Origin of the sequence: Spirosoma oryzae (assembly GCF_003002825.1) — a bacterium.
In the GTDB taxonomy this organism is placed as follows: domain Bacteria; phylum Bacteroidota; class Bacteroidia; order Cytophagales; family Spirosomataceae; genus Spirosoma; species Spirosoma oryzae.
On the sequence record NZ_PVTE01000003.1, the window covers coordinates 1 to 12,968 of the forward strand.

General features: G+C 56.0%; 13 protein-coding genes. 10 read left to right on the forward strand and 3 right to left on the reverse strand.

All coding sequences use genetic code 11. The features are described 5' to 3' along the window. Positions 1 to 710 precede the first annotated feature (710 nt). The 5 genes from CLV58_RS03870 to CLV58_RS03890 all read left to right on the forward strand — a co-directional run bounded on the left by CLV58_RS03870 (position 711) and on the right by CLV58_RS03890 (position 3,973). A complete protein-coding gene (locus CLV58_RS03870; RefSeq protein WP_146141350.1) occupies positions 711 to 1,259 on the forward strand; it encodes a hypothetical protein in 549 nt (182 codons plus the stop codon). Between the two features lie 290 nt (positions 1,260 to 1,549). Continuing rightward, positions 1,550 to 2,149, forward strand: a complete 600-nt coding sequence (locus CLV58_RS03875; protein WP_106136470.1) for a DUF7691 family protein — start codon at positions 1,550 to 1,552, stop codon at positions 2,147 to 2,149. A gap of 233 nt (positions 2,150 to 2,382) precedes the next feature. Next, complete coding sequence (locus CLV58_RS03880; RefSeq protein ID WP_106136471.1) at positions 2,383 to 2,583, forward strand: DUF4177 domain-containing protein; 201 nt, start codon at positions 2,383 to 2,385, stop codon at positions 2,581 to 2,583. Positions 2,584 to 2,765: 182 nt separating this feature from the next. Further along, a complete protein-coding gene (locus tag CLV58_RS03885) occupies positions 2,766 to 3,086 on the forward strand; it encodes a hypothetical protein (RefSeq protein ID WP_106136472.1) in 321 nt (106 codons plus the stop codon). Between the two features lie 350 nt (positions 3,087 to 3,436). Then, positions 3,437 to 3,973 (forward strand): GAF domain-containing protein, encoded by a 537-nt coding sequence (locus CLV58_RS03890; protein WP_106136473.1) that lies wholly within the window; start codon positions 3,437 to 3,439, stop codon positions 3,971 to 3,973. On the opposite strand, the gene CLV58_RS03895 is transcribed toward CLV58_RS03890, so the two are convergent. From CLV58_RS03895 to CLV58_RS03905, 3 genes are all read right to left on the reverse strand, one after another. Then, positions 3,970 to 4,449, reverse strand: a complete 480-nt coding sequence (locus CLV58_RS03895; protein ID WP_106136474.1) for an energy transducer TonB — start codon at positions 4,447 to 4,449, stop codon at positions 3,970 to 3,972. The two genes, CLV58_RS03890 and CLV58_RS03895, sit on opposite strands and share 4 nt — an antisense overlap. A gap of 37 nt (positions 4,450 to 4,486) precedes the next feature. Then, positions 4,487 to 5,248 carry a type I methionyl aminopeptidase gene (gene map / locus CLV58_RS03900; protein ID WP_106136475.1) on the reverse strand — a complete coding sequence of 254 codons (762 nt, stop codon included), beginning with the start codon at positions 5,246 to 5,248 and terminating at the stop codon, positions 4,487 to 4,489. 116 nt (positions 5,249 to 5,364) lie between these two features. Next, positions 5,365 to 6,183 carry a phytanoyl-CoA dioxygenase family protein gene (locus tag CLV58_RS03905; RefSeq protein WP_106136476.1) on the reverse strand — a complete coding sequence of 273 codons (819 nt, stop codon included), beginning with the start codon at positions 6,181 to 6,183 and terminating at the stop codon, positions 5,365 to 5,367. Between the two features lie 165 nt (positions 6,184 to 6,348). Between CLV58_RS03905 and CLV58_RS03910 the strand changes: the two genes are divergently transcribed. The 5 genes from CLV58_RS03910 to CLV58_RS03930 all read left to right on the forward strand — a co-directional run bounded on the left by CLV58_RS03910 (position 6,349) and on the right by CLV58_RS03930 (position 12,721). After that, a complete protein-coding gene (locus tag CLV58_RS03910) occupies positions 6,349 to 7,221 on the forward strand; it encodes an AraC family transcriptional regulator (protein ID WP_106136477.1) in 873 nt (290 codons plus the stop codon). Between the two features lie 131 nt (positions 7,222 to 7,352). Next, the gene (locus CLV58_RS03915; protein WP_106136478.1) at positions 7,353 to 9,725 is read left to right on the forward strand and encodes a glycoside hydrolase family 127 protein; all 2,373 of its coding nucleotides are present in this window, start codon (positions 7,353 to 7,355) and stop codon (positions 9,723 to 9,725) included. A gap of 10 nt (positions 9,726 to 9,735) precedes the next feature. Beyond that, the gene (locus CLV58_RS03920; RefSeq protein WP_106136479.1) at positions 9,736 to 10,839 is read left to right on the forward strand and encodes a cellulase family glycosylhydrolase; all 1,104 of its coding nucleotides are present in this window, start codon (positions 9,736 to 9,738) and stop codon (positions 10,837 to 10,839) included. A 188-nt stretch (positions 10,840 to 11,027) separates the two neighbouring features. Continuing rightward, a complete protein-coding gene (locus CLV58_RS03925; protein WP_106136480.1) occupies positions 11,028 to 11,915 on the forward strand; it encodes a helix-turn-helix domain-containing protein in 888 nt (295 codons plus the stop codon). A gap of 68 nt (positions 11,916 to 11,983) precedes the next feature. Further along, complete coding sequence (locus tag CLV58_RS03930; RefSeq protein WP_106136481.1) at positions 11,984 to 12,721, forward strand: SDR family oxidoreductase; 738 nt, start codon at positions 11,984 to 11,986, stop codon at positions 12,719 to 12,721. The last annotated feature ends 247 nt before the right edge of the window (positions 12,722 to 12,968 follow it).

Here is a 12,968-nt window from a genome sequence, read left to right on the forward strand (position 1 = left end):
ATCTTCTTCGGCCAGTTGGCTATATCTGGCCAACAGCCAGATCATGTTACAGCGTATCGAAGATCATTACCAAACTTAATTCCCCAACACGTTCTTAGTAGCAGCGGTTTCAATTGAAGAAGGAACCGGTGGTGATGGAATCATCATTAAAACACTTGAAAAATTGTATTATATTTTTCGTTTTCCAACCCATTACATATTTGACTACTACCAGTACAATCAACATGGTTGGACTCCATTTTTTATTGGACTTTTCATTAATTGTTTGTTTTATGGCTTTGTAATAGAGAGACTTGTATTATTATACAAAGCCAGACGATTGCAAGCTCGACAAAAAGAGGCTTAATAAAACGGATTTATGTGTTATGTACGCTCCGCATGGGGTAGCTTTCTGTCGACAGGATGCTCACCGGTCAGGACGGCGGGGCAGCCCAACCAAACAGGGGTGTAAAGGCAGATACTACGTTTTTGGTTTGAAGCAACCTCTGGGCCATCATCCCCTGTGGTCGTTGGGTGCATCGGCCACAAAATAGTGCTCGTTTGTGGGCTTGCGTGCGACAGAAAGGGCGTCCCCAAGTAGGACTGTTTGGTTCGTTGGGCGGCTTCGGTCGACATAGGAAACGAGTCGGTAAGGCTGATCTTGGCCTTGCATTTCGAGTCTCGGCTGACAAACCAACCGCTCCAGATGGAAGGTGAAAATGTATTTGTGTATGAAAAGCACACTTTCGTTGACTGTTCTTCTTTTACTTACAGGTTGCACCAGTAGAGCAATAACAAATATTGAAAGGACAGTTACCGAAAGTCGCCCTAACAACCGACCATTAAGGTTCAAAAAGCAAATTGTCAGGGAGAGTAAATTTAGGAAAGCTTTTTTTGAGACGTTAAAAGCCAAATATCAAATCGATGTTGAGTCCAGACAAGACACGCTGATATTGGTTGAATATTTTGACAACATTTGTGTAAACTGTAACTTTTCTGCGGTCTCAATTTTGGTAGGAGATACTGCTTATGAAATTGAAAGAGTTGATTACAACACACAGTTCGTTAGAGATTCTGTGAAAGTAAGTAAAGTTAATTACAAAACACGTGGTCATTTGATTGGGGATGGCCTTTGGAAGCTCCTATCTAACAAAACACAGCCAAACCCATTTAACCCAAAACTTTACAGTAGCCATTGCTTAGATGGGGCAAACGCTAACATAACTTGGATATTACCAAAGCTTGTTTGTTATTCCGTTCATGTGAATTGCATTTGGTAAGGTTTGGAAGATGTTTTGTTCTTGTACCATCGCTCATGCGACAGGCAGCACGCCAGTGGGTCAAGCATTCATCCCAAACAAGAAAGGGTGTAAGGGTCGGGGCTACGTGCGTTCAGGCAAGTAACGAGTGCACCATCAGCCCTTTCGGGCGTTGGGTGGAATGCCAAAGCAGTGTGTGAGCGCCAGCGTTCGGTCCACAAAGCGGTAGGCCGCAGCTAGGGTATTTTTATGCTTCCACTTCAAAGTTCCGGGCAACAAGAGGCAACAACAATTATCCCATTCAAATTTTTATGGCTTACGGAGTTACAGCATACACAGTAAAATGGGAGTTATTCGAGAAATACGTTTATGGCGTAAAGACCACCGCCATTCTCAAAAGCATGAATATCTATGCTAATTGGCACGTAGATCTAGCTGAACTCTTTAAAGGAACCAAAAGTATTACGCCTAAAAAAGCGGCAGAAGAAATAGTTGCGGGTAACATAACTCGAACCGACAGAATGAGCGGAGGTATGTACAGATACGTTTTGGAAAAGATGTTCTGGAAAGGAAACACCCTTCTCTTTTGTAAAAAAGTAAACCCTTGGTGGGATGCTTGTGAACCTGGAGAGTCGTTTTTGGCAATCGGTACACGTTTAGCCAGTTCGGCGTTTTACCCCATAAAATTTGACTGCGTAGAAAGGCTATTTTTTGACTTTGAAGAGATCCCATTGCCCTTGCCATCTCAAGACAATTTTCCAGTTACCAGCTTTATTAGATTTGAAAAGTTGCAAGAGTTAAAAAAAGACTTTTCTGCCGTCAATTTGCCGATTGAGTGTCATAAAGAGTTTAAAGGTTGGTTAGACACGGCTATTCAACTGGAACACGACTTGGTTTTGTATTATTATTGATTAGGCAGGTTGTCGTGCGACAGGCAACACGTCCCGTCAGCAGGTTGACAGCCCACCCAAACGGGTGTGTAAAGGTTGATGCACGTTGGTTCAGGCGAGTTTCTCGCCCTCCATCAACACCCGTTGGCGTTGGGCGAAGCCCAAAAGATAAAGTTAACTTAATCGAAGTTTGCGTACCAGTGAGTCATATCAAGTGGATAGCCCAACTGAACAAGAATTAAACTCCCAATTCAATGAAAGACTGCAAAGTTGAAGCACTGATTTATTACTCGAAGCTGACGCTTGACTCGGAGCATATCGTGAAGAAGTCGAAAGAAGAAATTCAGCAAAAGCTTGACGAATACATGGCTAATGGGTACAGATTGGTGTCGACGACGTCGACTAATTTCGGCACGGCTTTGTATGTCTACCTGTTTTTTGAAAAAGACGTTTAATTCAGCGTCTGCCTGTATAAAAAGGATTGCTCTACACGTGGTTCCTGACTGGTGCATTCCGGGTGGCAAGAGCGATAGCTCATGGACAAGCAGACGTCCCGTCAAAACAAATGATGGGGCTAGGTCGTTGTGTTTGGGTTTTTAATACACTTGAAACCAATTCACCATCATTCGACACGATTATGAAACTGAACATGCTCTTCGCCCTTGGTCTGTGTGCAGCCTTGACAACCGGTGCTATGGCACAGGACGATAAAGCCGTCAAAGAGGCCCGGAAACAGGAAACCCGCCGGGACGTCAAGAAGGTAGGCGACAAAGTAGAAAACGGCGTGGCCGATGGCGCACACGCAGTGGGTACGGCGGGTCGAGCCGTGGGTAAAGCGGGTAAGGCTACCGGAAAAGCTGTCGCCAATGCGACCAAAGCAACCGGCCGTGCCGTGACCAAAGCCACAAAAGCTACCGGTCGCGCGATCAGCGGGGAAGCCAAGAAAGTTGAGAACTAGGCTGTTTTCGGCGCTTACCAGCGCACCGACATAGCCGTTGGTTCGCCAACCATGACAGGGGTTTCAGTAAGTGCGTGACGTGCTAGCTGGAACCCCTGCCCTTTTCAGGGCTTTCACTCACGCGTTTTTCTATCATCATGTGCCCTTTTTGTCATCCCGAGCCTGCGAGGGATCTACGGTAGCAAGCAGCTTTGTTTGCCATTCCCGAAGATCCCTCCTTCGTCGGGATCACAAAAAAGTATAGTGTTTTCAGCGTTTATACTGTGCGGGCTGTGCGTTGGTGCATCGGCTGTGCAGCTTCGGTTCTGGAAAATTCCAAACCCCGATCATGACTCGGTGGTTAGGTGAGCATGAACGCCATAGATACGCTAGCCAACACGGTTGCTGAACTCATCAGGCAGGGGCAGTCCCCCGGCGACACGCTCGACGCGGTTGTCGCCTGCGTGGGGCAGTTGCTACAGGCGGACCGGTGTTTTTTGTATGTCCGTCGGCCCGCATTGGAGTTGGGGCGCACGGCGTTTTGCTGGCGCAGGAGTGCAGACATCCCCACCAAAAACACGATTCAGCCCGAGTGGCAAGCCGACACGACGGACCTGCCCAACGAAGATCCGCTGATCCGGGCCGGGTTGGCCATGAAGCCGTCGGTGTACGTCGATGATGTGGAAACTGCTGGTCCGCAGGTGCTGAACCGGCAGTTCGAGGAAGAAACCTTCGGTCATCGGGCGTTGATTCACGCCCATATTCAGAAAGACGGGCAACTATGGGGCATCTTACAGCCCTGTATGTTCGATGGCCCGCGCCACTGGACGGCGCAGGAAAAGGAACAGATCGAGACTATCCTCCCCCACTTGCAACCGCTGATCGAAGCTTATGTAGCGTCGCCTTAGAGAAGGGACCGCTTTATGCAGATAATCCCGTACGATTCGACTACAATTTCGCTTAGCAGCGTCCGCTTTCGGCTACGTTTTACTAGGCGTGTTTCCTGCCTGGTTAGCGCTTTCGCGACGTATTCCTGTCCCCGTTCGACATGGGCGAATGCTACCGGTAGCAGATATTGGCCTTCGTAGCGGGCATCCTGCTTCGGAATCGTACGGCTTACCTTAACCACTTCGTTCACAAACAGGGTATCGATTCGGTTGGGATTTTTGACGTCAGCGTTCGCGATGTTACCCTGCCTGTCGACGTCGAAATACAGGTAAAGCCTGCCTTCGCTTTTGCGCCGTTGAGCCGCAGTGGGAAAGCGGATGTTTTTCAGAAGATACGTCGTCAAGCCAGGGTTGCTGGCAATAGACGTCGATACGTCCTGCCCCAGCGCATGGCAGGTCATTACCAACGACAGCAATCCGGTCAATATCTGTTTCATGGGTGGTGTAACCGAGTTTATCTCCGAAACTACGACCTCAGACCCATAACTGATTCGCAGCGGTCAGGATAATGGGCTGTTTGTCGGTGACGACGATGGTGTGTTCGTGCTGCACGGCCAGGCTGTCTTTGGCGACCAGGGTCCAGCCGTCGCCGGTCTCCTCCGCGTACGACGCTTTGGTCGACAGAAACGTCTCGATCGCTACCACGGAATGCATCCGAAACCGCCCTTTGTTGGTCCGGTCATAGTAACACAGAATCTCGTGCGGCTCTTCGTGCAGGCTCCGCCCGACACCGTGCCCCGCCAGATTTTTGATGACCCGGTAGCCGCTTTTCTTTGCTTCCGTTTCAATCAGCCGACCAATCTCAGCGATTTGCACGCCCCCCCGGATGTGGCTGATGGCTTTGGCCAGGATGCGCTTCGACGCGTCGACCAGGGCACCGCGCTGATGAATATCCTGCCCCAGCACGAACGACCCGCCGTTATCCGACCAGTAACCGTTCAGCTCGGCCGACACGTCGATGTTGACCAGATCGCCCTCCTGCAAAAACCGTTTGGCCGACGGAATGCCGTGGCAGACTTCGTCGTTCACGCTGATACAGGTCCAGCCGGGAAAGCCGTAGGTGAGTTTGGGAGCCGACCGGGCACCGTGCTGTTCCAGCAGTTGCCGACCGTACTGATCCAGGGACAGCGTCGACATGCCGGGCCGGGCGTAGTCCTGCATGCCTTTGAGCGTCAGGGCAACAACCTGACTGATTGCCTGCATCCCCAGCAGGTCTTCTTCTGATTTTAGCGACATAACGTTGTGCGTTTGCTTGTGTAACCAGTTCCTGCGTAACCTACCACGGGAACCGGCATTCTCTACGCTACAACCCCAATAACAGCAAAATAATCGCCCGACCACCCGCGTGCGTGCTACACGACCGGGTTCAGGGAGCTGTCGACCAGTTCGCCCGGCCGGACACCCGGCATCCAGCGCGCCAGGTCAGCCCTGCGCCCGTCGTTGTCGGGCTCGGTGGCGCGGGTACCGTCGGCAAAATAAATCACGGTCATCACCTCGCGCATCGTTTGGGACTGATTCGCAGGGGCCATGTGCAGCGTCCAGCCGGAATGAAAGGTTGCATCGCCCGCCCGCATGGCCGGGGCACTGCTGATGGGAAAGCCATTATCCCGCACGTACGATTCCAGGTACGCCTGCGACGCATCGGAAATCCCCAGCTTGTCGACATACCCCTCTGCCTGCGAGCCCGACGCAAACTGCATGATGCCCATGTCGGCGGTAGTGTCGACCAGCGGCATCCACAGCGTGATGGTCTGACTGGTGTCCAGCGGCCAGTAGTACTGGTCCTGATGCCAGGGCGTACGGCCGCCCCCCGGCTCCTTGTAGAGCGCCTGATCGTGGTAAATCCGTACGCGTTCGCAGCCCATTAGCTGGGCGGCTACGTCGGCAAACCGTTTGGCCAGGGTGAACTGCCGCACGGCGGGGTCGCGCTCCCAGAGGTTGAAAATCTGGAGAAACGCCTTGCCGTAGGTATCGCGCTCTGCCAGTGGCCGCGTTTCGGTATTGTCCCGGTCGACGGCCACATTGATGGCGGTTCGGTAAGCGGCCACCTCCTCCGCAGACGCCAGTTGGTCGAGCAGCACATGCCCGTTTTGCTGATAATCGGCAATCGCCTGTGCCGACAGGGAGTAGGGTGACTGTAGCGACGGATACGTGGGTTTAGTAGCAATCATCGTGTTATAAGTCGTTTAGGGTCGTCAGAAAGACCAGTGGCAAAAGTAGCCGACGACCCGGCCCCGCAGTTCGCTTCTATTTCTGGATACTGATACACTATTAAAGGATAGTAGCGCCTTGGGGCCGATCGTCTTTATAATTGGTATCTGTTTAGCAAAACCACCATGCGCATTCTGGTCGAAAAAATCCCCACGGTCCCCGGTAGCCACAGCTTTACGGTGCGGGAATTCAAGCTACCCATCTTCGACGCTCCGCTCCATGTTCACCCGGAATGTGAGCTGACGTATATCGTGCAGGGACAGGGCCGCCGGGTGGTTGGCGACAGTGTCGAGCTGTACTCGGCGGGCGACCTGGTACTGATTGGCCCCAACGTGCCGCACTGCTGGTACAGCGACCAACTACCCGAGCCCGCCCCCCTGTCGCACTCGATTGTCGTGCAGTTCGTGCCGTCTTTTCTGGGTGCTTCCTTTTTCAACCTGCCCGAGATGGGCGCACTTAACCAACTGCTCGAATCGGCCAGCCGGGGATTATGCCTTGCCCCGCCGGTACAGGCAACCGTTGCCGAGCGCATGACCCAGCTGCTCACGGCCGGGGGAGCCGCGCGAATCGTTCTGCTGCTGGATATTCTCGACCAGATTGCCGGGCTCCGTTCGCACCGCTACCTGGCCAGCGCAGGCTTCACGGCGACCCGCCATCCGACCGACAGCGCGCGGATAAACCGGGTGTTTCAGTACGTCTTCGACCACTTTCAGCAGAACGTCAGCCTGTCGGAGGCCGCAGCCATCGCGAACATGAACCCGCCGGCCTTCTGCTATTATTTCAAGAAACGCACCCGGCGCAGCTTCTCCGAATTTGTCAACGAAATTCGCATCGGCCACGCCTGTAAGCTCCTGATGAACAGCGACAAGACCGTCGCTGAAATCTGCTACGAATCGGGCTTCAACAACATCGCTTATTTCAACCGGCGCTTCCAGCAGAGTCAGCAGGTTTCCCCGACCGCCTACCGCAAACGACTGACCAACCGCGAGCCCGTATAAGCTGATACGCCATTCGACGGGTACTACCGCCCGGCAACCGTCTGTTTTAACATAGTATCGGAGATCGGTAATCTGCTGCAACGCTGCGCCGATTGGGCTGCCTTACTTTGCTTCTTTCATGGCCCCGGTCTATGCTCCGTATTTCGTCTCTGCTTCTTGTCTGTCTCCTGACGGTGCCCGGTCTGTTACGGGCGCAGCGTACCGACGGGTACGTGGTAAATCCAGTCGCTGCCCCGCAGGCTACACCCTTTCCGCTTGCCGACGTTCGGCTGCTGCCGGGCAGTCCCTTCCAGCGGGCCATGGCGGTCAATGCCCGCTACCTGCTTCAGCTCGACCCCGACCGTTTTCTGCACCGCTGGCGTACAAACGCGGGCCTGCCTCCCAAAGGCCCGTTATACGGCGGCTGGGAAGGTCCGGCTTCGGGGTCGTCGCACATGCTGGGGCATTACCTATCGGCGTTGGCCATTCAGTATGCCGCATCGGGCGAGCGGCCGTTTCTCGATAAGCTGACGTATACCGTGGCTGAACTGGCCACCATTCAGCAGGCCCGCCGGTCGGGGTACATCGGGGGTATTCCAAAGGAAGATTCGGTATGGCACGACGTCATAGCCGGTCGGATTCAGTCGCAGGGCTTCGACCTGAACGGGGCGTGGGTACCCTGGTACATGCTGCACAAGGTATGGGCCGGCCTGATCGACGCTTACACCTACGCGGGAAATCAGCAGGCCAAAGCCGTTGTCGTGAAGCTGTCGGACTGGGCCTATACCCAGTTCATCGACATGCCCGACGCGTCGTTTCAGCGCATGCTTCAGTGTGAACATGGCGGCATGAACGAGTCGCTGGCGGAGGTCTACGCCATCACCGGCGACAAACGGTACCTGGCGCTGTCGCGTAAGTTCAACCATCACCGCATCCTCGATCCGCTGGCCAACCAGATCGACGCGCTGGCGGGTGAGCATGCCAACACCCAGATCCCCAAGGTGATTGGCGTAGCCCGTCAGTACGAACTGACCGGTGATGAAGCGGCTAAAACGACGGCCGATTTTTTCTGGGAAACGGTCGTCGGGCATCATTCGTACGCCAACGGCGGTAACAGCAACTACGAATATTTTCAGGACGCCGACCGGCTGAACCGGCAGCTCAGCCCCAACACCACGGAGACCTGCAACACGTACAACATGCTCAAACTGACCCGGCACCGGTTTGGCTGGCAACCGTCGGCAAGGCTAGTCGATTACTACGAACGGGCGCTGTACAACCATATCCTGGCGTCGCAGCATCCGCAGTCGGGCATGCTATGCTATTTCACTCCCATGCAGGCCGGGAAGCGAAAAGCCGTCAGCACGCCCTTCGATTCGTTCTGGTGCTGCGTGGGTACCGGCCTCGAAAACCACGCGAAATACGCCGAGAGTATCTACTTCCGGGGCGCTGACGGTAGCCTGTATGTCAACCTGTTTATGCCTTCGCTCCTCAGCTGGCGCGAGAAGGGGCTGACCCTCCGGCAGGAAACAACCTACCCGGCTGGCGAAACGACGACCCTGACGGTTCAGGCAACTCGACCGGCCCGGTTCCCGCTGCGCATCCGCTACCCCGGCTGGGCAGGAAACGGCCTGACAATCACGGTCAACGGTAAGCCCGTCCCCGTCAACACACGTCCCGGCAGCTACGTCACCGTTGACCGCGTCTGGAACGCAAACGACGTCGTTCGCGTGACCATACCCATGCGTCTGCATACCGAAGCCCTGCCCGACAACCGGCAGCGGGTGGCGGTCCTGTACGGTCCGCTCCTGCTTTCCGGTGTGCTGGGCAAGACAGCACCGACAGCTGCCGACCTGCCCGTTCTCGTCACCGACAATCACCCGGTCGGCGACTGGCTCCGACCGGTTGCGGGCCAGCCGCTAACCTTTCGCACTGCCGGTGTCGGTCGCCCCCATGACGTCGAACTGATGCCGTTATACAGCCTCTTCGATCAGCACTACACGGTATACTGGGACCTGTTTTCGACGCAGGGCTGGGCCACCCGCAAGGCTGCCTACGAAGCGGAACAGAAACGGCAGCAGGACCTGGACGCCCGCACCATCGACCAGGTTCGGCTGGGCGAAATGCAGCCCGAGAAAGACCACCACTTCAGCAGTGAGCAGTCGACGGTCAGCGAAGTCGACGGGCGTAAAGGGCGTACCCTTCGCAACGGGGGCTGGTTCTCGGTCGACCTGGCCTGCGACCCGACCAATCCCGTCGCCATCAGCAGCCTGTATTACGGCAGCGATCAGCGCGAGGGAGCCTTTTCCATCCTTGTCGATGGGGTGGCCCTCACGACCGCTGCACCGTTACCCGAGTCCGGTTCAGCCACGCTGGATGGTCTTTTCGCGGAACACGTTTACCCGATCCCGGCCGCGCTGACCGCCGGAAAAACGAAACTGACCGTTCGCTTTCAGGCCCTGCCCGGTCAGCCCGGTCGCCCGTCCTTCGGCCTGCGGCTGGTCCGTCAGCCACCCGCCAACTAACCACGACCCGATGCTACGACGACACCTCCTGCTACTCGCCTGCCTGACCAGCCTGCTAACGACCTGCCAACCAACGGTTACGCAGGCCCAGCCGGTGAGTCCGCGCTGGACGGCCGAACGCGCCAGAGACTGGTATGCGCGGCAACCCTGGTTTTGCGGCTTCAATTACATCCCGTCGAACGCCATCAATTACACCGCCATGTGGGATAAAACCAGTTTCTCGCCCAAACTGATTCAGCAGGAACTGGCCCTGGCGGCCCGGACGGGTTTCAACTGCGTCCGGGTCGTACTGCAACATGCCGTGTACGCCGACGACCCGGCTTATTTCAAGCGGACCTTCGCGCAGTTCCTGTCGATTTGCCAGCAGCACGGGATGCGCGTCATGCCGACGTTTTTCGACGACTGTGTGTTCGGCACGGTCTGCAATCCGCACCTGGGTCCGCAACCGGAGCCGCTGGCGGGCTGGTACGCCTGGGCCTGGTCGCCCAGTCCGGGGCACACGATGGTCGCCGACCCGGCCTACCATGCCGGACTGGAACGTTACGTAACCGACATCCTGACGACCTTCCGCGACGATCCCCGCATTTTCATCTGGGACCTGTACAACGAGCCGACCAACGGGGGGCTGGGCCGAACCAGCCTGCCACTCCTCCGGAAGGTCTTTGCCTGGGCGCGGGCCGTCGACCCGAGTCAGCCCATTACCGTAGGGCACTGGGAGCGTAGCAATACCGCCCTCCGGCAGGAAATCAGCGCCAATTCGGACATCGTCACCTTTCACTGTTACGACAGACTGGCGGGGCTGACCGAGCTGGTAGACGACCTGAAACAGGCGAACCGACCCCTGCTCTGCACCGAATGGCTGAACCGGTCCCAGCAATCGACGCCGGAAACGATCCTGCCTTATTTTCAGCGCGAGCGGATCGGCTGTCTGCACTGGGGTCTGGTCAACGGTAAAACGCAGACGCACCTGCCCTGGGGGCACCGCCCCGGCGACCCCGAACCCACGGTCTGGCAGCACGACCTCTACCATGCAGACTTCACCCCCTACCGCCCCGCCGAGCTGCGCCTGTTCAACGAACTGATTACCCTGTCGGCAGCAGCCACCAAACGCTGACCGGCAGGAATGCCTCCGTACTGGCCCTGATCCGTTCACCGGGTAGCCTCGATCAGGTAAGCGTCACTTGTACTGGGGCGGTTTCATTATTCGCTACGCCAGGTTCTACGGGTGGTGGATAAGGTTTCCGCACGATACCGTTGCTGGCCACTTGCCGGACATACCCGGTAAATGCCTAGCTTTAAGCTATGCAAGTACGCAACGCCAGCGTGCCCGTGCCGGTTTACCCGCTGGAACCGGATGAAGTCGGGCATCCGCAGTTCAGGCTATACCATTACGAGGGCAGTATGGCCAATCTGTCCGAACTGCTCATCCCGCATCGGAAAGACCACTACCTGCTGGTGCTCGTCCGGCACGCGGTCGGGCGGCAATGGATCGACATGATGCCCTATGTACTACAGGACAATACCATTTATTTTGTCGGTCCCGAGCAGGTGATCGTCAAGGAAGACCTGCGTCAGGTGTGGAGTGACGGCATCGCCTTCACGGCGGAATTTCTGTCGCTTCCGGAAAACGCGTCGCTCCGCAACCTGCCCTTGATTCAGAATCCGCAAAACGAACACGAACTGCGGCTCACGGACGCGGACGTTCGCTTCGTCGATGACATGCTGAGTCAGATCAGCCGGGAGTACCGGCACCCCGGCGACTGGCAGCAGCGCATACTCGGCGCGTACCTGACGGTACTGCTCACTTACCTGAGCCGCCTGTATACCGAACAGTTCCCAGCGACCGAGACTTCCGCCAATACCCTCCTGCTGAAGCAATTCCGGGCGAAAGTCGACACCCATTTTCGGCACGTACACGAGGTAAGCGAGTACGCGGCCATGCTCAATCTGTCAGCGGGGTATCTGAGCGAGGTCGTAAAAGAGCAAAGTGGCAAACCGGCCATCAAGCACATTCACGACCGCCTGATTCTGGAAGCCCGGCGGCTGCTGTTTCATACCCAACAGGCGCTGAAAGAAATTGCCGATGCCCTCGGCTTTGCCGATGCCTCGTATTTCAGTCGGTTCTTCAAGCGCGAAACCGGCCTGACGCCAGCCGAGTACCGCAGCAATAGCCGTAAAATGTACCAGTAATGCCGTAGAATGTGCGCCAGCCGGGTGCCGCCAGCCCTGTACTTTTGTCCCGTTACCAACTTAACTATATGAAAACGGTATTGATAACGGGAGCCAACAAAAGTATCGGCTTCGAAACCGCCCGGCAATTACTTCAGCTCGGCTATTACGTGTATCTGGGTAGCCGCGACCTGACGAAGGGGCAACAGGCTGTCGATCAGTTGCGGGCCGACGGGCTGCCACAGGTCGAACCCATCATGATCGACGTCGACGACCTACACTCGGTTCAGTCGGCCCGCGACGAACTGGGTCAGAAAACAACAGTGCTGGACGTGCTTGTGAACAACGCCGGGATTTCCGGCAGTATAACGGCAGGCCCACTGGCCACCGACCTCGGCGAGTTCCGGCAGGTGCTCGACACCAACTTCTTCGGTGTCATTCAGGTCACGCAGGCCTTTGCCGATCTGCTGCACCAGTCGCCGGAGCCGCGCATCGTCAACGTGACGTCGGGACTGGGGTCGCTCACCCGGCAGAGTGATCCGTCGTGGGTCTATTACGGTATTACGCCAGCGGCCTATGTCGCGTCGAAAGCAGCCCTCAACGCCTACACCATTGCCCTCGCCAACCACCTGCGCGATACGCCGTTCAAGGTAAACGCCGTCGATCCGGGCTATACCGCGACGGATTTTAACCATCACTCCGGACCGGGTACAGTACCCGATGCGGCTGCTCGCGTGGTTAAAGCCGCCACCCTGGGACCGGACGGCCCGACGGGTCAGTTCTACAGCGACGACAACGCCCCCGACACCGGCATCAGCCCCTGGTAAGAGCGCTTTACGGCAACGTCTAGGTACGTTTTTCTGTCATCCCGACGCCAGGAGGGATCTTCGGTAGCAGGATAGTTTTATGTTCCTTCTGAAGATCCCTCCTGGCGTTGAGATGACAAAAAAGTGGTCAGCTACTCCTTAGGGAGCGTCCTGCTGTATCGCCGAGCCAGTGAGTTATCTGAGTACTTATACCGCCATACATGGGTAGTATGACGTGGGCTTTGTCTCTACGCTGTAGCAAGATCCA

Coding starts and splice junctions, on each gene's coding strand:
- CLV58_RS03880 (WP_106136471.1), top strand. CDS start 2,383: ATGAAAGACTGCAAAGTTGAAGCACTGATTTATTACTCGAAGCTGACG.
- CLV58_RS03915 (WP_106136478.1), top strand. CDS start 7,353: ATGCTCCGTATTTCGTCTCTGCTTCTTGTCTGTCTCCTGACGGTGCCC.
- CLV58_RS03905 (WP_106136476.1), bottom strand. CDS start 6,183: ATGATTGCTACTAAACCCACGTATCCGTCGCTACAGTCACCCTACTCC.
- CLV58_RS03875 (WP_106136470.1), top strand. CDS start 1,550: ATGGCTTACGGAGTTACAGCATACACAGTAAAATGGGAGTTATTCGAG.
- CLV58_RS03920 (WP_106136479.1), top strand. CDS start 9,736: ATGCTACGACGACACCTCCTGCTACTCGCCTGCCTGACCAGCCTGCTA.
- CLV58_RS03870 (WP_146141350.1), top strand. CDS start 711: ATGAAAAGCACACTTTCGTTGACTGTTCTTCTTTTACTTACAGGTTGC.
- map (WP_106136475.1), bottom strand. CDS start 5,248: ATGTCGCTAAAATCAGAAGAAGACCTGCTGGGGATGCAGGCAATCAGT.
- CLV58_RS03930 (WP_106136481.1), top strand. CDS start 11,984: ATGAAAACGGTATTGATAACGGGAGCCAACAAAAGTATCGGCTTCGAA.
- CLV58_RS03895 (WP_106136474.1), bottom strand. CDS start 4,449: ATGAAACAGATATTGACCGGATTGCTGTCGTTGGTAATGACCTGCCAT.
- CLV58_RS03925 (WP_106136480.1), top strand. CDS start 11,028: ATGCAAGTACGCAACGCCAGCGTGCCCGTGCCGGTTTACCCGCTGGAA.
- CLV58_RS03910 (WP_106136477.1), top strand. CDS start 6,349: ATGCGCATTCTGGTCGAAAAAATCCCCACGGTCCCCGGTAGCCACAGC.
- CLV58_RS03885 (WP_106136472.1), top strand. CDS start 2,766: ATGAAACTGAACATGCTCTTCGCCCTTGGTCTGTGTGCAGCCTTGACA.
- CLV58_RS03890 (WP_106136473.1), top strand. CDS start 3,437: ATGAACGCCATAGATACGCTAGCCAACACGGTTGCTGAACTCATCAGG.